This window comes from Mesorhizobium sp. Cs1299R1N3 (assembly GCF_037179625.1).
GTDB classification, from domain to species: domain Bacteria; phylum Pseudomonadota; class Alphaproteobacteria; order Rhizobiales; family Rhizobiaceae; genus Mesorhizobium; species Mesorhizobium salmacidum.
In genome coordinates, this window is sequence record NZ_JAPYKQ010000021.1 from 50,823 (window position 1) to 75,890 (window position 25,068).

The window sequence follows — 25,068 nt, forward strand, 5'->3', positions numbered from 1 at the left end:
TTTGGGTTTGTCAACCGGATAATCGCCTTTCCTTTCAGGAAGATTGGCTGATTTCGGTAGCCATCGCGGCCCTTCTGGCCACCTTCTCCCCATTCACGGGGAGAAGGAAAGAGCCGCGTTAGGCGAACGCGCCGTGGCAGTGTTTGTATTTCTTGCCGGAGCCGCAGGGGCAGGCCTCGTTGCGGCCGACCTTGCCCCAGCTTGCGGGGTTGTTCGGGTCGCGGTCTTCGGGCGCGACGATGGCGGTTGTGTCGGGGCGCACCAGAAGGGCGGTCTCGCCGCCATCGAAATCGTTCTCGCCGGTGGTGCCGTCGATATGCGTGCCGAACATGTCGGGCGCTTCGGGCGGTGGGGCTTCGGCGGCCTGGCGGACCAGTTCGACGCGCATCAGCTGCGCGGTAACGGCCTGGCGCAGATTGCCCAGCATCGCCTGGAACAGCTCGAACGCCTCGCTCTTGTATTCCTGCAGCGGATCGCGCTGGGCGTAGCCGCGGAAGCCGACGACCGAGCGCAGATGGTCGAGATTGACGATGTGCTCGCGCCACAGATGGTCGAGCGTCTGCAGCACCACCGAGCGCTCGACATAGGTCATCACCTCGGGGCCGAAACGGTCGGCGCGCTCCTTGGCGGCGTCGGCGGCGGCGGCAGAGATGCGCTCGCGGATGTCGTCCTCGGCGATGCCTTCTTCCTTCACCCAGTCCTCGACCGGCAGGTCGAGATTGAGGAATTCGGCGACCTCGGCCTTCAGGCCCGCGACGTCCCACTGCTCGGCATAAGCGTTTTCGGGTATCGCCTTGGCGACGATCTCGTCGATGACGCCTTCGCGCATCTCGCCGATGGTTTCCGAGAGGCCTTCGCCGTCCATCAACTCGATGCGCTGCTCGAACACCACCTTGCGCTGGTCGTTGGAGACGTCGTCATATTTCAACAGATTCTTGCGGATGTCGAAGTTGCGCGCCTCGACCTTCTTCTGCGCCTTTTCCAGCGCCTTGTTGATCCACGGGTGGATGATCGCCTCGTCTTCCTTGAGGCCGAGCTTCTGCAGCATGCCATCCATGCGCTCGGAGCCGAAGATGCGCATCAGGTCGTCCTGCAGCGACAGGAAGAATTTCGAGCGGCCGGGATCGCCCTGGCGGCCCGAACGACCTCTGAGCTGATTGTCGATGCGGCGTGACTCATGGCGCTCGGTGGCGAGCACGTAAAGGCCGCCGGCGGCCAGCGCCTTTTCCTTCAGGCGCTCGATGTCGGCATAAATCTCCTTTTCACGCGCCTCGCGCTCGGGACCCTCCGGCATGTCGCCCAGCTCGTCGGCGATGCGCATCTCGGCATTGCCGCCAAGCTTGATGTCGGTACCGCGGCCGGCCATGTTGGTGGCGATGGTGATGGCGCCGGGCTTGCCGGCCTGGGCGACGATCGCCGCCTCGCGCTCGTGGTGGCGGGCGTTCAGCACCTCGAAATCCGTGAAGCCTTCCTTGCGCAGGCGCTCGGCCAACTGCTCGGACTTTTCGATCGACGTCGTGCCCACCAGCGTCGGCTGGCCCTTGGCGCTGGCTTCGCGGATCTCCCTGACGATCGCCTTGTACTTCTCCTCGACCGTCCGGTAGACCTCGTCGTCCTCGTCCTTGCGGATAACGGGCAGGTTGGTCGGGATCTCGGTGACTTCGAGACCGTAGATGTTGCCGAATTCCTCGGCCTCGGTCAGCGCCGTGCCGGTCATGCCGGAAAGCTTCTTGTAGAGGCGGAAATAGTTCTGGAAGGTGACGGAGGCGAGCGTCTGGTTCTCCGGCTGGATCGCCACATGCTCCTTGGCTTCGAGCGCCTGGTGCAGGCCTTCCGAATAGCGGCGGCCCGGCATCATGCGGCCGGTGAACTCGTCGATGATGACGATCTCGCCGTTGCGCACGATGTAGTCCTTGTCGCGCTGGAACAGCCGGTGCGCCTTCAGTGCGTTGTTGACGTGATGGACGATGGCGACGTTCTCGACGTCGTAGAGCGACTCGCCCTTGAGCAGGTCGGCATCGCGCAGCATGTTCTCCAGCTTCTCGGTGCCTTCCTCGGTGAAGATCGAGGTCTTCTGCTTCTCGTCGATTTCATAATCCTGCGGCTGCAGCTGGATGATGAAGGTGTCGATGGTGTTGTACATTTCCGAACGGTCCTCGAGCGGACCGGAAATGATCAGCGGCGTGCGCGCTTCGTCGACCAGGATGGAATCGACCTCGTCGACGATCGCGTAATTGTGACCGCGCTGCACCATCTGGGCGCGCTCATACTTCATGTTGTCGCGCAGATAGTCGAAGCCGAGCTCGTTGTTGGTGGCGTAGGTGACGTCGGAGGCGTAGGCGACGCGGCGCTCCTCGTCCGACAGGCCGTGGACGATGACGCCGACCGAAAGGCCGAGGAATTTGTAGACGCGGCCCATCCATTCGGAGTCGCGGGTGGCGAGATAGTCGTTGACGGTGACGACATGGACGCCATTGCCGGCAAGCGCGTTGAGATAGACCGGCAGCGTCGCGACCAGGGTCTTGCCCTCGCCGGTGCGCATCTCGGCGATGCCGCCATTGTGCAGCACCATGCCGCCAACCAGCTGGACGTCGAAGGGGCGCATGCCGAGCACGCGGCGCGCCGCCTCGCGGGCGGTCGCGAAGGCAGGGATCAGCAGGTCGTCAAGGCTGGCGCCGTTGGCGATATCCTGGCGGAACTTTTCCGTGCGGCCGGCAAGCTCGGCGTCGGAGAGTGCCCGCATCTCGTTTTCCATGGCGTTGATCGCCTCGACGCGGGGGCGGGTCGATTTGACCCGACGGTCGTTGGAGGAACCGAAAACCTTACGGGCGAGACCGCCGAGACTGACCATCCAATGGTCCTTTCGATAGAATTCTCAATCTTGAGACAGGCGCCGGCCGGCCCCATCACATCCACGTGAACGCACCGCCTGAATGCGGGCAAACACAAAAAGCGCCCGGAAAACGGTTCTGGACGCCAAGTCGATGGACAGATAAGAGGGGGCTCAACTGATGTCAACGCCGCGCTGGCCCTGCCGGTCGCGTCAAATTCCGCCACAATCTGGCTGATCTGGAAGCCGCCCTCCTTACAATCCCTCACCGGAGTCATCCTTATGTCCTTGTTGTTCAGCCGTGCGTCGCTTGCCAGCCTTGGCCTTGCCCTCGGCCTGTCGGCTCTTTGCCTGTCGCCATCGATGGCGCAGGAGACCGCTCCCGCACCGGCTGCCCCGGCGGATGCGGCCGCACCGGCCGCGGCGCCGGTCGACCCGAATACCGTGATCGCCACCGTCAATGGCCAGCCCTTGACCGAAGCCGATCTGGTGCTTGCCGAGGGCGAGCTGTCGCAGCAGTTCGCGCAGTTGCCGCCCGAGCAGCGCCGCGCCGCGGCACTTTCGGCGGCCATCGAAATCCGCGTCATGGCCGCCCAGGCGGTCACCACTGGCCTCGACAAGGATCCCGACTTCCAGCGCCGCATGGCCTTCCTGCAGCAGCGCGCGCTGCATGGCGAAATGGTCGAGAAGGGCGTCGTCGACAAGGTCACCGACGCCGAGGTTCGCGCCCGCTACGACCAGGAAATCGCCAACACGCCGCCGGTCAACGAGGTGCATGCCCGTCACATCCTCGTGAAGACGAAGGAAGAGGCCGAGGCGATCATCAAGCAGCTCGACGGCGGCGCCGACTTCCAGAAGCTCGCCAACGAACACACCAGCGATCCCTCGGGCAAGTCCAATGGCGGCGACCTCGGCTGGTTCGGACCTGGCCAGATGGTGCCGGAGTTCGACAAGGCGGCGTTCGCGCTCGATGTCGGCAAGTACACAGAGCAGCCGGTCCAGTCGCAGTTCGGCTGGCACGTCATCAAGCTCGAGGACAAGCGCGCCAAGCAGCCGCCGGCCTTCGACGAGGTCAAGGACCAGGCCAAGCAGGCTGTCATCCGGGACAAGTATTTCGCGCTGGTCAAGTCGCTGCGCGCTGGTGCCAAGGTCGAGATCCCCGACGCCAAGCTGAAGAAGGCCGTCGATACGCTGGAAAGCGCCAAGTAAGCCCGAACAGCTCGAAAAAGGGCGCGGCAGCCGAAAGGCGCCGCGCCCTTTTTCGTTGGCACGTGCCAGCGGTGCCTACCTGCCGGGCGCTGCTATGCCTTGCAGGAGATATCGAACCACCTTGCGGATCGTCGCTTCGGGTTCGCCGAGCCGGTTGGTCAGGAGATGCCGCCAGGCGTAGGAAGCCACGAGATCGGCGACCACGGCCGGATCGATGTCGCTGGCGATCTCGCCCCTTGCGTTGGCGCGTTCGATGATCTGGCGGGTGTGGGCCCGGCGTCCGCCAGCATAATCGGCAAGGGCTTCGGCGGCGGTTTCATCCGACTGCGCCTCGGCGATCAGGGACCTGAACACGCTGCCCGACGATGTCTCGCGCCAGTGCGAGAACAGGTTCATCAAAAAGCCGACGAGGTCCTCCTCCAGTTTTCCCGTATCGGGAACGTCGACGCGCTTCTGGCGCTGATAGACCTCCAGCAGCAGCGCCGCCTTGCTTGGCCACCAGCGGTAGATAGTTGGCTTGCCGGCGCGTGCGCGCCGCGCCACCGCTTCGATCGAGAAACCGGCATAACCGGCCTCGACAAGGACTGCCTCGGCCGCCTCCAGTATGGCGTCCGCACTGTCGGGATTGCGCCGCGCACCGATCGATTTGCGCGCCGTATCAGCCTCCTCGGCCATTCCTGTGGTCCTCATTTGAATTCGCTGGCAATGATAAGCGATCCGGCGATGAAACGAAACGACCCGTTTTGTGACGCAGGGGCGCCGCGGTCATCAAGCGGTGACTCTCACATCGCCCGCGATGTCTCCGACACAATGCGCCATCCCTTGTCGGTCTTGACCAATTCCAGCGTCACCCGCGCCTTGCCGGCCACAGGTGCCGCGGACTTGTCCTTTGGCCTGTAGTCGTAGTTCATGGCAAAGACGGCCTGGGCGCTGCCCTCGCCATGCGGTGTGACCTCCAGGCTGCCCGGTTCCAGGCCGAGCGACCACGAGGCCCATTGCGCGAACCAGTCGCTCTTTACCTTCACAAGCGTCTCGGCATCGTAAGGCGTGCCGAAGATGGTGGCCGATGGTCCGTAAAGCCGTTGGACAGCCGCGTGCATGTCCTTGACGTCCGGCGACAGGTAGTCGTCGCGCAAGAATTTCTCGATCGCGCTTCTGTCGTCGCCGACCGAACGCTCGAGCGTAGCCACTTGCGTCGAGGGCGCGGGTGGCGTGGCCGGCGCAGGCGTTTTTTCCGGTCCTTCGCCGGGCACAAATTCGAAGCGTTCGAGCAGCGAGCCCTGCTCCCAGGGGCGCTGGGCATCGCGGGTTTGCGAAACCACGTCGCGGCGCACCGCGATCATCATGTCGTTGATGCTCTGGCCGGGTTCGGCGATGTGGCGCAGCAGGGCCTGGGCGAAGGGCGAGTTGCGCCCGCTGCCGTCCATGGCGACAGCACCCGGCGCGGTCGAAAAGGCGATGAATGAGCCGCGCGTCGAATCGAACTGCGCCAGACCCGCCAGCGCCGCCGCGGAGCGGGTGGAGGCGGTGCGGCTCAAGCCGCGGGCAAACGGGTTGTTGCGACAGGCATCGAGGAAGACCAGGCTGACCTTGGTCTGTTGTTCCATGATGTCGAGGACTTCGTCGATCGGCACTGCTTCGAGCTGCAGCTTCACCGGCATGTCGAGCCTGGCGTCGACCGGCACGATATAGTTGCGGCCTTCGACCTGCAGGCCGTGGCCGGCATAATAGAAAAGCCCGACGCCGGCACCTTCGAGCGCATCTGAGAACTCGCCAATGCTGCGTTCAAGCTCGCGCTTGCCGAGATCGTTGCCTTCGATGACCTCGAAGCCGATGGAACGCAGCTTGTCGGCGATGTCGAGCGCGTCGTTGACGGGGTTGGCCAGCGTGCCGGCCTCGGCATAAGTGCCGTTGCCGATGACGAGCGCCACGCGCCGCGCCGGCTCGGCGTCGGCGCGTAGCAGCAAAAGTCCCAGAAATGCCCAAGCGAGGATCGCAAGCCTGCCCATGGGGAGGATCATAGCGCCATGGACCCTGGCGACGCCAACAGATTTGAAATGCAAGCTTGATCCTGAACGTGTTTGCCTGGCGGGAGCGACGAAAACGGCGCTTGCACCGGCGCGCCGTATCGGGCAAACCGGCCTTCCCCTTGCGATTTTCCCGCCCGAGGTCCCATGTCCACGACGATTTCGCCGCTCGCGCCAAAGAAATACCCCAAAATGCCGGAAATCGAAGGGGTGCGCATCGCCACCGCCGAAGCGGGAATAAAGTACAAGAACCGTACGGATCTCCTGGCCATGGTGTTCGACGCCGGTACCGCGGTCGCCGGCGTGTTCACCAAGTCGAAATGTCCCTCGGCGCCGGTCGATTTCTGCCGGCAGAACCTTGGCACCGGCAAGGCGCGGGTGCTGGTCGTCAATTCGGGCAACGCCAACGCCTTCACCGGCAAGAAAGGCCGCGAATCGACCGCGATGACGGGCGAAGCGGCGGCCAAGGCGGCCGGCTGCACGGCAGCTGAGGTTTTCCTCGCCTCGACCGGTGTCATCGGCGAGCCGCTCGACACGACCAAGTTCAGCCATCTGCTCGCCGGGCTGGTCAGCGACGGCAAGCCGGACCTGTGGACCGAGGCGGCAAAGGCCATCATGACCACCGATACCTATCCGAAGGTGGCGACGCAGACGGTCAAGCTCGGCGACGCCGATGTCACCATCAACGGCATTTCGAAGGGCGCCGGTATGATCGCGCCCGACATGGCGACGATGCTGTCCTTCATCGCCACCGACGCGCCGATCGCGGCGCCGGTCCTGCAGGACCTGTTGTCGCGCGGCACGGCCAAGACGTTCAACGCGGTGACCGTCGACAGCGACACCTCGACCAGCGACACGCTGTTGTTGTTCGCTACCGGCAAGGCGGCAAAGCGCGGCGCGCCTGAAATCACCGATCCCAGAGATGCCCGCCTTGGCCAGTTCCGCCGGGCGCTCGGCAAGGTGCTGAAGTCGCTGGCGCTGCAGGTGGTGCGCGACGGCGAGGGCGCCCGCAAGCAGGTCGAGGTCACCGTCACCGGGGCCAAGTCGGCCCGCTCGGCCAAGCGCATCGCGCTGTCGATCGCCAATTCGCCGCTGGTGAAGACGGCGGTCGCCGGCGAGGACGCCAATTGGGGCCGCGTCGTCATGGCCGTCGGCAAGGCCGGCGAGCCCGCGGATCGCGACCGGTTGTCGATCTGGTTCGGCGACAACAGGCTGGCGCATGAGGGCGAGCGCGACCCCGGCTATTCGGAAGAAGCGACCTCGGCCTACATGAAACGCGACGACATCCGCATCCGCGCCGATATCGGCATCGGCCGTGGCAAGGCGACGGTTTGGACCTGCGATCTCACCAAGGAATATGTCGCCATCAACGGCGACTACCGGAGCTGATTGCCTTGGGTTCGCGTCATCCTGCAAGCATGCTCGCGACAGTGCGCCGCTACGAGGCGGCCGGCTTTCGCGCCTGGCCCGCGGCCGCCGTTCATTATGACGGCACGTGGGTGGTGCGCCTGACCGCCGGCCATCCGGCCAAGCGGCTGAACTCGGTCAATCCGCTCGATCCCGGCGACATCCAGCACATCGCCGACCGCATCGGTCGCGCGAGCCGCCGTTTCGATGCCTATGGCCGGCCGTTGACGTTCCGCATGTCGCCACTCTCCGGGCCCGATCTTGCCAGCCATCTCGACAAGGAGGGCTGGAGCCGGTTCGACGAATCGCTCGTCATGCGGCTGCCGTTGGCCGACGCGCATCTCGACGCCGCCATGGACCAGATCCCGCTCAAGGACATTAGCCGCTTCATCGGCGCATTGCTCAAGGTCAGCGGCTCTGACGTATCGCTGCGGCCGGGCCTGTCGGAGATCATCGGCGCTATCCAGCCCGAGGCCGGGCTGTTTGCGCTCGAGGATGGGGCGGAGCCGCTGGCGACGCTGATCTGCGTGCATGACGGCGATCTGGCCGGCCTGTTCGAGGTCGCCACCGACAAGACGGCGCGCAACAAGGGCCACGGCCGCAACCTGATCCTGTCGGCGCTGAAATGGGCGAGGCTGCGCGGCGCGCGGGAAGCCTGGCTGCAGGTCGAGGCGGGTAACGCGCCGGCGCTGGCGCTCTACCGCGCGCTCGGCTTCGAGGAAGTCTATCGCTATCATTACCGCCGGCCGCCCGGACATGAATGATGTGATATCCAGCGGCAAGCGCCTGCTCCTGGTCGCCGCTTGCGCACTGGTCGATGCCGACGGTCGCGTGCTGCTGGCGCAGCGGCCGCAAGGCAAGCAACTTGCCGGCCTCTGGGAGTTTCCCGGCGGCAAGGTCGAAGCCGGAGAGACGCCGGAACAATGCCTCATCCGTGAACTGCATGAGGAGATCGGCATCGAAACCGAGATCCCATGCCTGGCGCCGCTGACCTTCGCCAGCCATTCCTATGACGACTTCCATCTGCTGATGCCGCTGTTTGTCTGCCGCCGCTTCCGCGGCATCGCCCAGCCGAGGGAAGGGCAGGCGCTGAAATGGGTGCGGCCGAAACAGATGCGCGACTATCCGATGCCGCCGGCCGACGCGCCATTGATCCCGTTCCTGATCGATCTCCTGTGAGAGCTGATTGGACCACGGTCCATATCAGCCAGCATTAATGGAAGATTTATCTCATCATGAAAAATTGATGGATGGCCGTTCTGGTACGGCCGCAATGCGCTGGGGAGCGATAGAATGAGCCTGGACAGGGATTGGGATACGATTCGGCCCGACCGCGGTTTTCGTGCCGCCGATGCCGGCATGAGCGTCCTGCGGATCACGTTGCTGTTCGGATCGGCCGCAGTGGCGCTGGCGCTGATCGCGACCCCCTTCCTCGACAGTCAGACGCGCTCGCAATCGGCCCGCGAAGATTTCCCCGGCCTCGACATGACGGCTACGGGTTCGATCAGCCATCGCAGCACCTATACAGTGCGCCGCAGCGTGCTGCAGGCCGAGCCCGGCGGGGTCTGCATTATCCGCTCCGACGGCAAAAGCAGTGGCGAGTGCTGACAAGGTTAAGACATTTCCGAAAGGTGGCGATTTCATCGCCTGTTAAGCCTGTGCCGTTAACCTTTCTTAACAGGTCGGCGGTAGGGTTGCGGCAAGAGGGATGAACGTGATGAAAACAGTGCTGCTACGCTTTCTGAAGGACGAAAACGGGGCCACGGCCATCGAATATGGTCTGATCATTGCCGTGCTGTCGCTGACGATCGTCGGCGGCATCAATCAGGTCTTCAACGCGATCACTTGGTTGTTCAGCGACAATTCCAGTAGACTCGCCAACGCCTTCGCCCAGTAGCGCGGTCATTGTTTGATAGAACCGCCGAACCGCTCTAACTCCTGTTTTCACGCAATTCCGCAAGGGAAAGCGCTACGCGTTTTCCCGGGGAAACCGCTACGCAGTTTCCTGGATTGCTCTGGGGCTGATGCCCGCGAACGGGTCAGTGTCCTTCGGGCTTCTCTAATATCGTCTTTAGCGAAACCTTGGCCGAACCGGGCTTCAGCGGCTTTTGCTGCGACGCGTCGGGCGCCCAGCCGGACATCCAGACAATCGAGAAGCTTGCCCTGATGCGACCATCGGGGTCGGAAAAGCGTTCGGCGTAGATTTCCGCGGCGCGGGCAAACAGCCTTCGTGACCCCGGCCGCCGGCTGCGGTCGGCAAGCGCGGTGGTTTCGCCCATGGCACGCAGATCGGCCATAAGCGCAAACAGGTTGGCATAGCGCACCGTCACCGTCTCGACGTCGGCGACCGGCAGTGCGAAACCGGCGCGCTGCAGCAGTGCGCCGGCATCGCGCACATCGGTGAACGGGATGACGCGCGGGCTGGCGCCACCGTAGAGTTCGGTCTCCGCGACAAGCAGGCTTTCGCGCAGTTCCGCAAGCGTGCCGGCGCCTGCGAAGGCGCCAAGGAAAAGTCCGTCCGGTCGCAGGGCGCGGCGGATCTGGATCAGCATGCCCGGGATGTCGTTCATCGTCTGCAGCGACAAAAGCGACACCACCAGATCGAGACCCTGCGGCTCGAACGGCACGGTCTCCAGCGGCGCAATCAGGCCGGCGGCACCATTCAGGAAAGCCGCATCCGCCTCGACACGGGCGATGTCGGCTACCTTGCCGCTCCGCGCAAGGACGTCGGCCGCGGCCGAGGTCTGGCAAAACAGCACCGCCGCCTTGGCGAACCTGCGCTCGACGGCGCCCAGCCGGTCGGCAAGGTCCTCGACGGCGCGATGCATGAGGAAGTCGGCACCCTCAACCGGATGGATGAGCGCACGCCGCTTGTGCGCCAACCAAACAGAGGTATCCATTATAGGTTGCAAGGGATGGGTCCTTGTATATCCGCGCCCTGATATGGTTCGTATGGTGGCGACGAGAAACCAACCACGTGGCCGATCCGATGCGCAAGATCAAGTCCGACGAGATCAGGAAGCTGGCCGGGTCGGCAGCCCGGTCGGCTCTTGGCTGGCCGGCGCGTATCCTGTTTCCGCCGGTCTGCGCCGGTTGCCGCCGGCAGGTCTCGCAGCCCGGCGTGCTGTGCGGCGCCTGCTGGCCGAAGCTGCGGCTCCTGGAGCGGCCCTGGTGCCCGGTAATGGGCACGCCGTTCACCCATCACATGGGCGAGGGTTTCCTGTCGGCGGAGGCGATCGCCGATCCGCCGCCCTTTGAGCGGGCGCGGGCAGCGGTCGCCTATTCCGGCGTCGCCCGCCAGATGGTGCAAGGGCTGAAATACCAGGATCGCACCGATCTCGCTCCCTGGATGGCGCGCTGGATGGTCCGCGTGGGCGCCGACCTCATCGCCGACGCGGATGTGGTGGTGCCTGTGCCGCTGCATTGGCGCCGTTTTTTCAGGCGGCGGTTCAACCAATCGGCGGAACTGGCGCGCGCGGTTTGCGAGCTCAGCGGGCTATCTTTCGCGCCTTCCGCCATGCATCGCGTGAAACTCACCCGCCAGCAGGTCGGGCTGGAGCGGCACGAGCGCGAGGAGAACGTGCGCGCCGCCTTTCGCGTGCCCGCCGAGGCCGAGATCGAGATTGCCGGCCGCAGGGTGCTTCTGATCGACGATGTCTACACCACTGGCGCAACCGTGCGTGCCGCCACCAAGGCGCTGAAAAAGGGAGGCGCCGCCGCCGTCGACGTGCTGACTTTGCCCGCGTGTTGCCGGGGGACTTCCGGGCGGACGAGTCCGCGACTATATAAGTCGGCAACGGAAGCGGAATTCGTCATGGTCGATGTCACGATCTATACGCGTATGATGTGCGGCTACTGCACGGCGGCCAAGCGGCTGCTGGAGCGCAAAGGCGTCGCCTATACCGAGCACGACGCGTCCTTCTCGCCGGAACTGCGCCAGCAGATGATGTCGCGGGCTCACGGGCGCACGACCTTTCCGCAGATTTTCATCGGCGACACGCATGTCGGCGGCTGCGACGACCTCCATGAACTGGAGGCGGAAGGCCGGCTGGACAAACTGCTCGCCAACGGCGCGTCGATTTGAGGGTGTGACAATGGGTGTCTTCAAGGCAGCGGCAGTGCAGATGCGTTCAGGCGAGAGCCCCGAGCGCAATGCGGCCGATATGGAGCGGATGGTGCGCGAGGCGGCAGTCCAGGGCGCGACCTATATCCAGACGCCGGAGATGACCGGCGCGCTGATCCGCGACAGGCAAGCGCGTGTCGCCTCCTTCACCTCCGAGGACAAGGACATCATCGTCTCGACCGCGCGCAGACTGGCGCGCGAACTCGGCGTGTTCCTGCATATTGGCTCGACCGCCATCCTGCGCGCCGACGGCAAGCTCGCCAACCGCGCGCTCCTGTTCGGACCCGATGGCGCGACGCTCGCCACCTACGACAAGATCCACATGTTCGACGTCGATCTCGACAATGGCGAGAGCTGGCGTGAATCGGCCGCCTACGAGCCCGGCACAGAGGCCGTCGTCACCGGGATCGGGGGGGCGAAGCTCGGCTTTGCCGTCTGCTACGATCTGCGTTTTCCGCAACTGTTCCGCGCCGAGGCGATGGCCGGCGCCGACCTGCTTTCCGTGCCGGCCGCCTTCACCCGCCAGACCGGCGAGGCGCACTGGCATGTGCTACTCAGAGCACGCGCCATCGAGAACGGCGCCTTTGTCGTGGCCGCCGCGCAAGGCGGTCTGCACGAGGACGGCCGCGAGACCTATGGGCATTCGCTGATCGTCGATCCGTGGGGCCGCATCATCGCGGAAGCCGCGCATGACGAACCTGACGTGATCGTCGCCGAGATCGACCCGGCGCAGTCGATTGCCGCGCGCAAGAAGATCCCCAATTTGAAAAATGCGCGGGATTTCACCATCAACGCCGGCGAGGCGCCGCGTCTCAGGGGTGCCGCCTCTTGATCCGCTTTTCCCTCATCTGCGAAAACGAGCACGAGTTCGAGGGCTGGTTTCGCAGCAATGACGATTTCGATACGCAGAAGAAGCGCGGCTTTGTCGATTGCCCCAGCTGTGGCTCGCACAAGGTCGAGAAGGCCCTGATGGCGCCCGCCGTTTCCACGGCCCGCAAGCAGGAAACCATAGCCCTTGCCATGGGCGAGGCGCAGAAGCAGGCCATGGCACAACTGAAGGCGATGGCCGAGAAGGTGCGCGAGAATGCCGACTATGTCGGCGACAAGTTCGCCGAGGAAGCGCGCAAGATCCATTTCGGCGAAACCGATGCGCGCGGTATCTATGGCGAGGCGACGCTGGAAGAGGCCAAGGGCCTGGCCGAGGACGGCGTCGATTTCATGCCGATCCCGGTGTTCCCGGACGACCGCAATTAGCTAGCGATTAGCTTACGCTGCCGATCAGTTTTTCCAGCAGACGCGAAAGTGTTTCTCGTTCGGTCTGTGTCAGGCCGGACAGGATCTGGTGCTCATTGGCCACGTGGGCGGCAACAGCTTCGTCGATCAAGGCGAGCCCCTTTTCGGTCAACCGCACGACGATGCCGCGCCGGTCGTTGGGGTGTGGCGCGCGCTGGATCAATCCGGATGTTTCAAGCCGATCCAGCCTGTTGGTCATGGCGCCGGAGGTCACCATCGTCGCCTCGTAAAGCGCTGTCGGGGTCAGCGCGTAAGGCGAGCCTGAGCGGCGCAGCGTCGCCAGCACATCGAACTCTCCCGCCTGCAGTCCGAAGCGGGCAAAGAGCGGCGCAAGGCGCTCGCGCGCGATCAGCGAGGAGACCTCATTCAAGCGCCCGATCACCGCCATCGGCGACACGTCTAGGTCCGGTCGTTCCCGCTGCCATTGCTCGATGGCTTTCCCTGCACGGTCCATCTATCTCACCGTAATGTATCTTGACGCTAAGAATCTTTCCGCTATCTTACCCGAAGATGTAATGCCGGCCAAGGGCCGCACGCGACAGGGCTCGATGATGAAGCTTCTCTGGGATTCGGCGCTCGGCCTGCTGGTCGTCACCGGCGGCCTGCTTGGCCTGACGCTGCCTTTCGGCAAGCTCGCCACGGCGGCCGGCGTGCCGGCCATGGTCTGGGCCTTCGTCATCTCGCTCGGCGCCGGCGGTGTGCTTCTCGTCGTATTGCTGCTGCGCGGCCAGCGCATCCGGCTCACCGGGCACAAACTGCGCTATTTCTTCGTCACCGCCGCGGTGTCTTATGCCGTCCCCAATCTCCTGATGTTTTCGGCCATTCCGCATCTGGGCGCCGGCTACACCGGCATCATGTTCACGCTGTCGCCGGTCATCACGCTGGTGTTTTCAATCCTGCTCGGTGTGCGGCGCCCCAACATGCTGGGCATCATCGGCATCGCCGTCGGCTTCGTCGGCGCGGTCATGGTAGCGGTGACGCGCGGCGAGGCCGGCCAGGCGGCCGAAATCTTCTGGGTCGTCCTGGGCCTGCTCATTCCTGTCAGTCTCGCTGCCGGCAACATCTACCGCACCATCGACTGGCCGGAAGGAACCGGTCCTATCGAACTCGCGGTCGGCAGCCATCTGGCGTCAGCGACGATGCTGCTCGTCGGCATCCTGATCTTGCTTGGCGGCAAGGCCTTCATCCAGCTCGGCACCGTGCCGCTCACCGTGGTGGCGCAGATGGCCTCGGCATCGGCGATGTTTGCTTTCTTCTTCCGGCTGCAGGCGGTGGGCGGTCCGGTCTATCTCAGCCAGATCGGCTATGTCGCGGCGGCCGTCGGGCTGTTTGCCGGTACGATCTTCCTTGGCGAACACTATCAGCTGCTGACCTGGATCGGCGCCGTCATCATCACCGCCGGCGTGTTCATCACCACCAGGGCGCAAAGCCAGAAAGCCTGACGGGTTCGGGCTTATTTCGCATTGTCGCCGGCGTCGCCACCGGGCTCGGGCTATGGGTATCGGCGCGGCTGAGGATTGGCCGTTCAGACCGATCCCTTTTCCGCCAGCACCATGTAGTTGACGTCCATGTCCTTCGAACGCGACCAGCGGTCGGCAAGCGGATTGTAGGTGACGCCGGTGCGGTCGATGATGGTCAGGCCGGCGCCGCCAAGCGCCTTTTCCAGCTCTTCCGGGCGCACCAGCTTGCCGAACTGATGGGTACCGCGCGGCAGCCAGCGCAACACATATTCGGCGCCGATGATGGCCAGGCCGAGCGCCTTCAGCGTGCGGTTGATGGTGGCCACGAACATGATACCGCCGGGCTTGACCATCTCGCCGCATTTGGCGACGAACAGGTCGATGTCGGCGACATGTTCGACCACTTCCATGTTGAGGATGACATCGAATTTCTCGCCGGCCTCGGCGAGATCTTCTGCCGTCGTGGCGCGATAGTCGATGCTCACATTGCCTTCGGCGGCATGCAGTTTCGCCACTTCTATGTTTGTTTCGGAGGCGTCCGCTCCGACCACCTCGGCACCGAGCCGCGCCATCGGCTCGCACAAAAGACCGCCGCCGCAGCCGATGTCGAGGATACGCAGGCCCTCGAACGGCCGCGCCGCGCGCGGATCGCGGCCGAAGCGCGCCGCGATCTGGTCGCGGATATAGGAAAGCCGGATTGGGTTGAATTTGTGCAGCGGACGAAACTTGCCGTTCGGGTTCCACCATTCGGCGGCAAGGGCGGAAAAGCGTTCCACTTCTCCGGCATCGATCGTCGATCGTCGGGGCTCAGGCATCGGTCGGTCTCCTCGGACGCTAGGAAGTCGGGCGTGAGGCATCGAATGTCAAGGCAACATTTTCCCCTGCTGACATCGCGGCGCTCCATGTCAGGCCATGTCAGCTGCCGAGCATCGCCATGAAACACGATCGGCCTCGCGGACGAATGAGAAGCATCGTTTTGAACCAGAGGAGTGAGTGAGCGATGACAGCGACGCCGGTTTCGATCCTTTGGCGGAGGCTTGACCTCGAAGGGCATGACGGATGCCTGCTTTCGCTGACCGATAGCGGTCACAGCCTCGAGGGGCAGGCCATCTTCATCCAGGACGACAAGCCATGCTGCCTTGCCTATCGGGTAGACTGCGATACCGGTTGGCGTACCCAGTCGGCGCGCGTCGACGGCTTTCTGGGCGGAAACAGGCTGCACCACGCGATCGAACGGGATTCCGACGGCCGGTGGATGCTGAACGGCGAACCGCAGCATGATGTGACCGGTCTTATCGACGTTGACCTCGGTTTCACGCCCGCGTCGAATCTGCTTGCGATCCGCCGGTTCGATCTTGGCATCGGCGCAACGACGCCCGCTCCGGCTGCTTACCTGACCTTTCCCAGACTGGAACTGGTGCGTCTCGAACAGACCTATCGGCGTCTTGATGAGACGCGCTACGCCTACGCCGCGCCCTTATTCGGCTATGACGAAATCCTCGGCGTCTCGCCGCACGGCTTCGTTGTCGACTACCCCGGCCTATGGACAAGCGGGACTGGGTCAGGATGATGCGAGTTCCGGCGCCGCCTATTTCGTGTCCAGCACGTCGCGCAGCTTCGCTGCCAGTTGATCGATGGTGAATGGCTTGGCCAGGAAGTGCACGTCATGGTCGAGCACGCCGTTGTGGACCACGGCGTTTCTTGTGAAGCCGGTGGTGAAGACGACTTTCAGCCCGGGCTGGCGCGCGAGCGCTTCCTCGGCGAGCTTGCGGGCGTTCATCACCGGCATGACGATGTCGGTGAAAAGCAGGGCGATGCCGGGTGTCGCGGCGAGCTTCTGAAGGGCCTCCTGTCCGCCTGCCGCGTGGATGACGGTGTAGCCGAGTTCGCGCATGACGTCCGTCGTGGAAGCCCGCACGCGGGCGTCGTCCTCGACGACGAGGATCGTCTCGGTGACCGTGGCGGCGCCCTTGTCGCGCCCGGCTGGAACCGCCGGCTCCTCAGGTCCGAAAAGTCGGGGCAGATAGATCTTGATTGTCGTGCCTTCGCCGGGCTCGGAGTAGATCTTGACGTGGCCGCCCGACTGTTTGACGAAGCCGAACACCTGGCTCAGCCCAAGCCCCGTGCCCTTATTGACCGGCTTGGTCGTGAAGAAGGGCTCGAAGGCCCTGGTGATGATCTCGGGCGACATGCCCGCCCCGGTGTCGGTAACCGCGATCATCACGTATTGGCCAGGCGCGACGTCAGCGTGCGTCGATGCATAGGCCTCGTCGAGGTGGCTGTTGACGGTCTCGATGGTCAGCTTGCCGTCATTGTCCATGGCATCGCGGGCATTGACGGCCAGATTGAGGATCGCGTTCTCGAGCTGGTTGGGATCGGCGTGGATTTTCCACAGGCCGCCCGCCAGCACGGTTTCGATGCGGATGCCTTCACCCAGGGCACGGCGCAGAAGATCGGACATGCCGGTCAACAGCCGGTTGGTGTCGACAACCTGCGGCGCCAGAGGCTGCAGACGGGAGAAGGCAAGCAGGCGGGAGGTCAGATTGGCCGCACGGCTGGCCGCGTCCGTCGCGGCCTCGACGAGCTTTTCAATGTCATGTTCGCCCCGCTTCAGCTTGCGCTGGGCAAGGTTCATGGCGCTGAGGATGACCGCCAACATGTTGTTGAAGTCGTGGGCGATCCCACCGGTCAACTGCCCGACGGCTTCCATCTTCTGCATCTGGCGTATCTGGGATTCGGCATTTTCACGCGTCTGGATCTCACTGCCGAGCTCGATGTTCTTGCGCATCAGCTCTTCCTGGGCGACGAGCACCTCGCGGAAGCGGCGGCGGGATTGACGGATAGTGTAGACACCAAGCAGGAAAATCCCCAGCAACGCACCCAGCGAGCCGATGCGCAACCAGGCCTCGACCCGATCGGTATGCTCGTCGCGCGCGGCCACCGCGGCGGCGCCGATACGCCGGATCGTATCCATGCTGGCGCGGATTTCGTCCATGGCTGACTTGCCCTGTCCGCTGCGGACCAGTTGCAGGGCCTTTGCCGCGTCGCCTCGATCATAGAGGGCGATCGTCTGGGACAGGACAGCCTGCTCTTGCGAAAGCGCTTGCTTGATGTGGCTGATCTGCTGGACGATCTGATCGTCGGGAGCGGCCGCGCTCTCGATCCGCGCCAGTTGTCCAGGAATTGCCTCGATGGCCTTCCGATAAGGCTCCAGATAGGATTTTTCACCTGTCAGCAGGTAGCCGCGCTGACCACTCTCGGCGTCTTGCGCCAGTGAAAGCAGCCCGGAAAGCTGCTCCTGGTATTCGATTGTCTCGCGCGCGGCGGCACGATTGGCCCTCTGGCTCTCGACGAGCACGGCACGGGCGCCGACGATCAGCGCCAGCGCGGCGAAGCCGGCGATAATCGGGAGCGATTGCAGTCGCATGGCGCGCCGAAGACGAGCAATCATCTGTTATGCCGAACCAAGAGGAATTCCCGCGGGCAGCATTTGGTAAGCGGCACCGGCCTGGAAGGCAATATGCCCTGTTGTTACGCAATCCGCCGTCAGCCTTGCGAAACCTTGCTCATTTGGTTAAGGAGGCCGCGCATTGAGCGGCCGGCGCCAGCCGGGCGCTTTTCTTCCGTTTTCGGCCTCGGGCCGGCTCCAGTCAAAGGCATTTCGCTTCCATGGCGCGTATCGTGATGAAATTCGGCGGAACCTCCGTCGCCGACATCGCCCGCATCCGCAATGTGGCGCGTCACGTCAAACGCGAAGTCGACGCCGGCCACGAGGTGGCGGTGGTGGTTTCGGCGATGGCCGGCAAGACCAATGAACTGGTCGGCTGGACGCGCGAAGCCTCGCCGATGCATGACGCACGCGAATATGACGCGGTCGTCGCTTCCGGCGAACAGGTCACGGCTGGCCTGCTTGCCATCACCTTGCAGAACATGGGCGTGCATGCGCGCTCCTGGCAAGGCTGGCAGATCCCGATCAAGACCGACAACGCGCATGGCGCGGCGCGCATTCTCGACATCGACGGTGCCTTCCTGGTCAAGCGCTTCGGCGAAGGGCAGGTGGCTGTCATCGCCGGTTTCCAGGGCATCGGGCCGGACAACCGCATCGCCACGCTTGGCCGCGGCGGCTCCGACACCAGCGCCGTGGCGATCGCCGCCGCGGTCAAGGCCGATCGCTGCGACATCTACACCGACGTCGACGGGGTCTACACCACCGATCCGCGCATCGAGCCCAAGGCGCGTCGGCTGGCCAAGATCTCCTTCGAGGAAATGCTTGAAATGGCCTCGCTCGGCGCCAAGGTTCTGCAGGTGCGTTCGGTCGAGCTTGCCATGGTGCACAGGGTGCGTACCTTCGTGCGGTCGTCCTTCGACGATCCCGATGCGCCCGGAATGGGGGATTTGCTCAATCCTCCGGGAACGCTCATTTGCGACGAGGAAGAGATCGTGGAACAGCAGGTCGTCACCGGAATTGCCTACGCCAAGGACGAAGCGCAGATTTCACTGCGCCGTGTCGGCGACCGGCCAGGCGTCGCCGCCGGCATCTTCGGTCCCCTGGCCGAAGCCAACATCAATGTCGACATGATCGTCCAGAACATCTCCGAGGACGGCAAGCTGACCGACATGACCTTCACCGTGCCGTCGGGCGATGTCGACAAGGCGCTGGCCGTGCTCGACCGGCTGAAAGCCGAGATCGGCTACGATGTCGTCCAGTCGGAAGCCGGCATGTCGAAGGTTTCGGTCATCGGTATCGGCATGAGGAGCCATGCGGGTGTTGCCGCCACCGCCTTCAAGGCGCTGGCCGACAAGGCGATCAACATCCGCGCCATCACCACCTCCGAGATCAAGATTTCGATACTGATCGACGGTCCGTATACGGAACTTGCGGTTCGCACTTTGCATTCCGTCTACGGTCTGGATAAGCAGTAGCAAGACTGAATCAGTTGTTGCGTGCATGCCGGCCGCGGCGGAAACTGCGCCCGGCAAGAAGTTTATTGGAGAAGAAGCCGCGATGCGTGACCAGGCCAGCGGCCCGCGCGTTTTGCTGAAACGGCTCCGCGAGCTCATGCAGGAGCCGCTGGAGCCGCAGGAGCGGCTTGACCGGATCGTGCGCGACATCGCCTCCAACATGGTCGCCGAAGTCTGTTCGCTCTATGTGCTGCGCGCCGATTCGGTGCTCGAACTCTACGCCACCGAAGGTCTGAACCCGAACGCCGTCCACCTGGCGCAGTTGCGGCTGGGGCAAGGCCTGGTCGGCACGATCGCAGCAAGTGCCAGGCCGCTCAACCTGTCCAACGCGCAGGAACACCCGGCCTTCGCCTATCTGCCGGAGACCGGGGAGGAGATCTACAATTCCTTCCTCGGCGTCCCGGTGCTCAGGGCAGGGCGCACGCTGGGCGTCCTGGTTGTGCAGAACAAGACCATGCGCCACTACCGCGACGATGAGGTCGAGGCGCTGGAAACCACGGCCATGGTCATCGCCGAGATGATCGCCACCGGCGATCTGGCGCGGCTGACCCGGCCAGGCCTCGAACTCGACCTGCGCCGACCTGTGAGCTTCACCGGCCTGTCCTTCAACGACGGCGTCGGGCTTGGCCATGTCGTGCTGCACGAGCCGCGCATCGTCGTCACCAATTTGTTCAACGAGGACAGCGAGGAAGAGGTCCGGCGGCTCGAAGCCTCGCTCGGTTCGCTCAGGCTCTCGATCGACGACATGCTGGAGCGCCGCGATGTCGCCTTCGAGGGCGAGCATCGCCAGGTGCTGGAAGCCTACCGCATGTTCGCCAACGACCGCGGCTGGGTCCGGCGGCTGGAAGAGGCGATCCGCAACGGCCTGACAGCGGAAGCGGCGGTGGAAAAGGTGCAGAGCGACATGCGCGCCCGCATGCTGCACATGACCGATCCCTACCTGCGTGAGCGGATGAGCGATTTCGACGATCTCGCCAACCGGCTGTTGCGCCAGCTGATGGGACGCGGACCCGAGGATGTCGCGGCCTCGCTGCCGAAGGACGCCATCATCGTCGCCCGCTCGATGGGCGCCGCTGAACTGCTCGACTATCCCCGCGACAAGCTGCGTGGCCTGGTGCTCGAGGATGGCGCGGCGACCAGTCATGTCGTCATCGTCGCGCGCGCCATGGGCATTCCCGTCGCCGGCCAGATGAAGGGCGCCGTTTCCATGGCGGAAAACGGCGATGCCATCATCGTCGACGGCGAGGAAGGCGCGATCCATCTGCGGCCGCAATCCGATCTCGAAGCCGCCTATGCCGAAAAAGTACGGTTCCGGGCGCGCCGGCAGGAGGTCTACCGCGAGCTGCGCAAGAAGCCATCGACGACCAGGGACGGTGTCCAGGTCGACCTGCTGATGAATGCCGGGCTTGCCGTCGACCTGCCGCAGTTGGCGGAGGCGGGCGCTGCCGGCATTGGCCTGTTTCGCACGGAACTGCAGTTCATGGTCGCCTCGACCTTTCCACGCGCCGAAGCCCAGGAAAAGCTCTATCGCGACGTGCTCGAGGCCGCACGCGGCAAGCCGGTCACCTTCCGCACCATCGACATTGGTGGCGACAAGGTGCTGCCCTACTTCAAGGGCGCGATCCAGGAAGAGAATCCGGCGCTCGGCTGGCGGGCAATCCGCCTGACGCTCGACCGGCCGGGCTTGCTGCGCACACAGATCCGCGCCTTGCTCAAGGCCAGCGGCGGGCGCGAGCTCAAGCTGATGCTGCCGATGGTGACCGAGCTTGGCGAAATCGCCCAGGCGCGCGAAATCATTGACCGCGAGGTGCGGCATCTCTCACGCTTCGCCCACCACCTGCCGACCAGTCTCAAACTGGGCGCCATGCTGGAAGTGCCGTCGCTTCTGTTCCAGCTCGACGAACTGATGAAGGCGGTCGACTTCGTCTCGGTCGGGTCGAACGATCTTTTCCAGTTCGTCATGGCGGTCGACCGCGGCAACACGCAACTGGCCAACCGCTTCGATACGTTGTCGGCGCCGTTCCTGCGCGTGCTCAAGCAGATCGCCGACGCCGGCGTCCGCAATCATACGCCCGTCACCCTGTGCGGTGAACTCGCCGGCAAGCCGATTTCGGCGATGGCGCTGATCGGGCTTGGTTTCCGCTCGATCTCGATGTCGCCAGCCTCGATCGGTCCGGTCAAGGCGATGCTGACGGAGCTGCCGCTGGAGGAGTTGGAGGCTTTCTTCGAAGACAATCTGATGGCGCCGGCGCAAGGGCTGCCGATGCGGGCGCTGCTGCAGGCCTTCGCCGACGACCGCTCGATCCCGTTGTAGCACCCTCATCATGATCAATTTGCCCCGCGATCGTATGGATCAAGTCGTCAAGCGTTTCGAGATGCTCGAAGCGCAGATGTCGGCCGGACCGGCGCCGGATGCCTATGTGAAGATGGCATCCGAATATGCCGAGTTGCAGGAGATGGTGGCCAAGGTCAGGGAATTGCGCTCGGCCGAGCATGAGCAGGCCGATCTCGAAGCGATGCTCGCCGATAAAGGCACCGACGCCGAGATGCGGGCGCTCGCCGAAGCCGATCTGCCCGGCGTCGAGGAGCGCATCGAGGCGCTGCAGAAGGACATCCAGATCCTGCTCCTGCCCAGGGATGCCGCCGACGACAAGAACGCCATCCTCGAAATTCGCGCCGGCACCGGTGGCGATGAGGCAGCACTCTTCGCCGGCGACCTGTTTCGCATGTATGAGCGCTACGCCGCCGAACGCGGCTGGCGGTTCGAAACGGTATCGGCGAGCGACGGCGATGCAGGCGGCTTCAAGGAAATCATCGCCACGATCTCAGGCAAGGGGGTGTTCGCCCATCTGAAATTCGAGTCCGGGGTGCATCGCGTCCAGCGTGTGCCGGCAACCGAGGCCAGCGGGCGCATCCACACGTCCGCCGCCACCGTCGCCGTGCTGCCGGAAGCGGAAGAGGTCGACATCGACATCAGGGCCGAAGACATCCGCATCGACACGATGCGCGCCTCCGGCTCCGGCGGCCAGCACGTCAACACCACCGATTCCGCGGTCCGCATCACCCATTTGCCGACCGGCATCATGGTGGTGCAGGCGGAGAAGTCGCAGCACCAGAACCGGGCCAAGGCCATGCAGATCCTGCGCGCCCGGCTCTACGACATGGAGCGCAGCAAGGCGGACGAGGAGCGTTCCGAATCGCGCAAGTCGCAGGTCGGTTCGGGCGACCGCTCGGAGCGCATCCGCACCTATAATTTTCCACAAGGCCGCGTCACCGACCATCGCATCAACCTGACGCTCTACAAGCTCGACCGGGTGATGATGGGTGAACTCGACGAAATCGTCGACGCGCTGATTGCCGATCACCAGTCGAAGCTGCTGGCCGATATCGGCCTCGATGGCTGACCATCTGCCCGAGGCGCTGGGGCCGCTGCTGCGGGAAGCGCGGACCCGGCTTGCCGCAGCCGGTATCGATGATCCCGCGCTCGATGCGCGGCTGATCGTCGAGCACTATTCCGGCACGACGCGCACCCAGGCCATTGCCGACCCCGGGCGCAAGATCGACGGCGACGCCATCGCCGCGATCGACGGCGCCCTGAGACGGCGAGCTGGTGGCGAACCGGTGCATCGCATCCTCGGCTATCGCGAATTCTACGGTTTGCGCCTGTCGCTGTCGCCGGAGACGCTGGAGCCGCGGCCGGACACCGAAACGCTGGTCGAGGCGGTGCTGCCTTTCGTCAAGGCGATGGTCGCGCGGGAGGGGGCATGCCGCATCCTCGATCTCGGCACCGGGACCGGCGCGATCGCCCTGGCGCTGCTGAGCGTCGTGCCGGCCGCGACCGCCACCGGTGTCGACATTTCCGCCGGCGCGCTGGCAATGGCAGCCCGCAATGCCGGGCAATTCGGGCTCGGCGGCCGGTTCACGACGGTTCAGTCGGACTGGTTCGAAAAAGTTTCCGGCCGGTACCATGTAATTGCCGCAAACCCTCCCTATATACCAACTCGAGAGATTGGAAATCTGCAGGACGAAGTCCGCGATTTCGATCCGCGTGTTGCCTTGGATGGCGGCGTGGATGGGCTGAACCCCTACAGGATCATCGCCGCCGAGGCGGCAAGGTTTCTGGAAGCCGAAGGCAGGATTGCGGTCGAGATCGGCCACACACAAAGCAACGACGTCAACGATATATTTCGCGCGGCCGGTTACACGGGCGGCGAGGTGTTTGGCGATCTCGGCGGAAACGACAGGGTTCTTGTTTTTCAACGGGCAACGCCTTGACGCAGTGCAAAAAAAGCGCTTGGCAATACCGGGGAATGCGGCTAGGGTCGCCTTACCGGATGAGACGAAGCAGGCAGTGCTCTTAGCGATTCGGTTTCCTTGGAAATAGCTGCCTTCTTGCGCAAACGACGCCCAAGCTTCGTGCGGGAATCGTCCGGCAAGTGATGTAACCGGAACAGGATGACACGTGGCGCCAACGCAATCGATGCGGGCGAACGCCGGTGAAGAAACGAAACGGTTGGCTGCATGAGCGCCTCCGTTCGTGAAGAGTTTTTCGAAAATTTCAAGATGAAGAGAGTCGAATGAGGCCACAACAGCAGAACAGGCGCATGCGCGGTCGCAACAACAATGGCGGCGGCGGTGGGAACAACAATAACAATAACAATAACAACAACCGCAAGGGCCCGAATCCGCTAACGCGCAATTACGAGAGCAACGGCCCGGACGTGAAAATCCGTGGATCGGCTCAGCAGATCGCCGAAAAATACGCCACCCTTGCCCGTGACGCGCACAGCTCCGGCGACCGGGTGATGGCGGAGAACTATCTCCAGCACGCCGAACACTACAACCGCATCATCGCCGCCGCGCAGGCGCAGATGCCGATCCAGAACGTCCAGCAGTCGCGCGACGAGTTCGACGAGGACGGCGATGAGGATCGCGACGAGTTTGACAATGCCGTCAACAGCGGGGCCGTCAACAGCGGGGCAGGCAATAGCGGGGCAGGCAATAGCGGGGCGGGCAATAGCAGCGGCAATGCCGGTTCCGATGCGCAAATTCCGGTGGTCAACCATGGCGCCGGCCCTCAGCCAGTGATCGAGGGCATGCCAGCGGAAGTTGCGCTGAACCGGGAAAGCGGTCGTGACAACCGCGACAGTGGCGGGCGCAACAATAGCGGCCGCGACAACAGTGGCGGGCGTCATCGCGATCGCCGCCCTAACGGCGGCTACGGCCAGAGCGGCCAGCGCGATTATGCTTCTTCAGCCGAACAAGGCGGCCAGCAGCAGCGCAACGAGGCCTCGGGGCAGACAGAAGTTCAGGCAGAGCCCGCTTCGCCGTCCGAGACTGTCGCGGCAGCCGAGCCGGCTCCACGGTTCGAGAATTTTTCACCGGCAGGTCTGGCCGCCCAGGCCGAACTCAATGAGGCGGCCGCCGAGAGCGGTGCTGCCCGCCGCCCACGGCGTCCGCGCCGTCCGCGCACCAATGCCGATCAAGTCGAGAGCGGCAGCGAAAATGGGGCTGCGGGCGAGACAGCGGCGGCTCCGGTCGACAGCGGCAGTGCCGAACCCGTGGTTTCCGACATCGACAATTGAGCGAACGGCATTTCGAGGCACTGGACGGCGGAGAGAAATCTCCGCCGTTTTCGTTTGGGCTGACGTGGAATATTATGCACCTGCCATGTCGCGACGTCTTGAGGGGCCAGGGTCCGTGCACCATATCTGGCCTGAACAGGATCCGGCTCGAATGGGCGGGTCCGTCACCGCA

Annotated in this window: 22 protein-coding genes and 2 pseudogenes; 17 read left to right on the forward strand and 7 right to left on the reverse strand. The window is 64.1% G+C overall.

Annotation, left to right across the window (positions count from 1 at the left end; genetic code table 11):
* Positions 1-118: 118 nt before the first annotated feature.
* A complete protein-coding gene (gene secA / locus O7B34_RS28535) occupies positions 119-2,851 on the reverse strand; it encodes a preprotein translocase subunit SecA (protein WP_337149149.1) in 2,733 nt (910 codons plus the stop codon).
* Positions 2,852-3,112: 261 nt separating this feature from the next.
* Between secA and O7B34_RS28540 the strand changes: the two genes are divergently transcribed.
* Positions 3,113-4,039, forward strand: a complete 927-nt coding sequence (locus tag O7B34_RS28540) for a peptidylprolyl isomerase (RefSeq protein WP_337130480.1) — start codon at positions 3,113-3,115, stop codon at positions 4,037-4,039.
* A 75-nt stretch (positions 4,040-4,114) separates the two neighbouring features.
* On the opposite strand, the gene O7B34_RS28545 is transcribed toward O7B34_RS28540, so the two are convergent.
* Together O7B34_RS28545 and O7B34_RS28550 are read right to left on the reverse strand one after the other, a co-directional pair.
* A complete protein-coding gene (locus O7B34_RS28545) occupies positions 4,115-4,714 on the reverse strand; it encodes a TetR/AcrR family transcriptional regulator (protein ID WP_337138918.1) in 600 nt (199 codons plus the stop codon).
* A 107-nt stretch (positions 4,715-4,821) separates the two neighbouring features.
* On the reverse strand, positions 4,822-6,048 hold the full coding sequence (locus O7B34_RS28550) for a caspase domain-containing protein (protein WP_337149150.1): 1,227 nt from the start codon (positions 6,046-6,048) through the stop codon (positions 4,822-4,824).
* Between the two features lie 165 nt (positions 6,049-6,213).
* On the opposite strand from O7B34_RS28550, the gene argJ reads away from it, so the two are divergent.
* The 5 genes from argJ (at position 6,214) to O7B34_RS28575 (ending at position 9,370) form a co-directional block, all read left to right on the forward strand.
* Positions 6,214-7,455, forward strand: coding sequence for a bifunctional glutamate N-acetyltransferase/amino-acid acetyltransferase ArgJ (gene argJ / locus O7B34_RS28555; protein WP_337149151.1), 1,242 nt, complete (start codon positions 6,214-6,216; stop codon positions 7,453-7,455).
* A gap of 29 nt (positions 7,456-7,484) precedes the next feature.
* Positions 7,485-8,237 carry a GNAT family N-acetyltransferase gene (locus O7B34_RS28560; protein ID WP_337149169.1) on the forward strand — a complete coding sequence of 251 codons (753 nt, stop codon included), beginning with the start codon at positions 7,485-7,487 and terminating at the stop codon, positions 8,235-8,237.
* Positions 8,230-8,652, forward strand: coding sequence for a (deoxy)nucleoside triphosphate pyrophosphohydrolase (locus O7B34_RS28565; protein WP_027143436.1), 423 nt, complete (start codon positions 8,230-8,232; stop codon positions 8,650-8,652). The genes O7B34_RS28560 and O7B34_RS28565 overlap by 8 nt, the downstream gene beginning before the upstream one ends.
* 114 nt (positions 8,653-8,766) lie before the next feature.
* Positions 8,767-9,081: a hypothetical protein gene (locus O7B34_RS28570; RefSeq protein WP_337149152.1), complete on the forward strand. Its 315-nt coding sequence runs from the start codon at positions 8,767-8,769 to the stop codon at positions 9,079-9,081.
* Between the two features lie 109 nt (positions 9,082-9,190).
* Entirely contained in the window at positions 9,191-9,370 is a 180-nt protein-coding gene (locus tag O7B34_RS28575; protein ID WP_337105307.1) for a Flp family type IVb pilin, read from the forward strand.
* A gap of 142 nt (positions 9,371-9,512) precedes the next feature.
* Here the strand turns inward: O7B34_RS28575 and O7B34_RS28580 are convergent, their stop codons facing one another.
* Entirely contained in the window at positions 9,513-10,385 is an 873-nt protein-coding gene (locus O7B34_RS28580; RefSeq protein WP_337149153.1) for a methyltransferase domain-containing protein, read from the reverse strand.
* Positions 10,386-10,450: 65 nt separating this feature from the next.
* Between O7B34_RS28580 and O7B34_RS28585 the strand changes: the two are divergent.
* The 4 genes and pseudogenes from O7B34_RS28585 (at position 10,451) to O7B34_RS28600 (ending at position 12,850) form a co-directional block, all read left to right on the forward strand.
* A pseudogene (locus O7B34_RS28585) lies at positions 10,451-11,262 on the forward strand (ComF family protein).
* 46 nt (positions 11,263-11,308) lie between these two features.
* Positions 11,309-11,557, forward strand: a pseudogene (gene grxC / locus O7B34_RS28590) (glutaredoxin 3); the annotation flags it as partial.
* 10 nt (positions 11,558-11,567) lie between these two features.
* Positions 11,568-12,428: a carbon-nitrogen hydrolase family protein gene (locus O7B34_RS28595; RefSeq protein WP_337149154.1), complete on the forward strand. Its 861-nt coding sequence runs from the start codon at positions 11,568-11,570 to the stop codon at positions 12,426-12,428.
* Positions 12,425-12,850, forward strand: a complete 426-nt coding sequence (locus tag O7B34_RS28600; protein WP_140503195.1) for a DUF1178 family protein — start codon at positions 12,425-12,427, stop codon at positions 12,848-12,850. Before O7B34_RS28595 ends, O7B34_RS28600 begins: the two co-directional genes overlap by 4 nt.
* Positions 12,851-12,857: 7 nt before the next feature.
* Here the strand turns inward: O7B34_RS28600 and O7B34_RS28605 are convergent, their stop codons facing one another.
* Positions 12,858-13,343, reverse strand: coding sequence for a MarR family winged helix-turn-helix transcriptional regulator (locus O7B34_RS28605; protein WP_337149156.1), 486 nt, complete (start codon positions 13,341-13,343; stop codon positions 12,858-12,860).
* A 97-nt stretch (positions 13,344-13,440) separates the two neighbouring features.
* Here O7B34_RS28605 and O7B34_RS28610 point away from each other — a divergent pair, with 97 nt between their 5' ends.
* Complete coding sequence (locus tag O7B34_RS28610) at positions 13,441-14,331, forward strand: DMT family transporter (protein WP_337149171.1); 891 nt, start codon at positions 13,441-13,443, stop codon at positions 14,329-14,331.
* A gap of 83 nt (positions 14,332-14,414) precedes the next feature.
* Here O7B34_RS28610 and ubiG read toward each other — a convergent pair whose 3' ends face one another.
* Positions 14,415-15,164, reverse strand: coding sequence for a bifunctional 2-polyprenyl-6-hydroxyphenol methylase/3-demethylubiquinol 3-O-methyltransferase UbiG (gene ubiG / locus O7B34_RS28615; protein WP_337149157.1), 750 nt, complete (start codon positions 15,162-15,164; stop codon positions 14,415-14,417).
* A gap of 185 nt (positions 15,165-15,349) precedes the next feature.
* Between ubiG and O7B34_RS28620 the strand changes: the two genes are divergently transcribed.
* Entirely contained in the window at positions 15,350-15,919 is a 570-nt protein-coding gene (locus O7B34_RS28620; protein ID WP_337149158.1) for a putative glycolipid-binding domain-containing protein, read from the forward strand.
* Positions 15,920-15,937: 18 nt separating this feature from the next.
* Here O7B34_RS28620 and O7B34_RS28625 read toward each other — a convergent pair whose 3' ends face one another.
* Positions 15,938-17,776 (reverse strand): CHASE3 domain-containing protein, encoded by a 1,839-nt coding sequence (locus O7B34_RS28625; RefSeq protein ID WP_337149173.1) that lies wholly within the window; start codon positions 17,774-17,776, stop codon positions 15,938-15,940.
* 242 nt (positions 17,777-18,018) lie between these two features.
* On the opposite strand from O7B34_RS28625, the gene O7B34_RS28630 reads away from it, so the two are divergent.
* The 5 genes from O7B34_RS28630 (at position 18,019) to O7B34_RS28650 (ending at position 24,896) form a co-directional block, all read left to right on the forward strand.
* A complete protein-coding gene (locus O7B34_RS28630) occupies positions 18,019-19,272 on the forward strand; it encodes an aspartate kinase (RefSeq protein ID WP_015315600.1) in 1,254 nt (417 codons plus the stop codon).
* Between the two features lie 82 nt (positions 19,273-19,354).
* Complete coding sequence (ptsP, locus tag O7B34_RS28635) at positions 19,355-21,625, forward strand: phosphoenolpyruvate--protein phosphotransferase (protein ID WP_337138909.1); 2,271 nt, start codon at positions 19,355-19,357, stop codon at positions 21,623-21,625.
* Positions 21,626-21,635: 10 nt separating this feature from the next.
* The gene (prfA, locus tag O7B34_RS28640) at positions 21,636-22,715 is read left to right on the forward strand and encodes a peptide chain release factor 1 (RefSeq protein WP_337149159.1); all 1,080 of its coding nucleotides are present in this window, start codon (positions 21,636-21,638) and stop codon (positions 22,713-22,715) included.
* Entirely contained in the window at positions 22,708-23,586 is an 879-nt protein-coding gene (prmC, locus tag O7B34_RS28645) for a peptide chain release factor N(5)-glutamine methyltransferase (protein WP_337149160.1), read from the forward strand. The genes prfA and prmC overlap by 8 nt, the downstream gene beginning before the upstream one ends.
* Positions 23,587-23,888: 302 nt before the next feature.
* Complete coding sequence (locus O7B34_RS28650; protein ID WP_337149161.1) at positions 23,889-24,896, forward strand: DUF4167 domain-containing protein; 1,008 nt, start codon at positions 23,889-23,891, stop codon at positions 24,894-24,896.
* Positions 24,897-25,068: the final 172 nt, after the last annotated feature.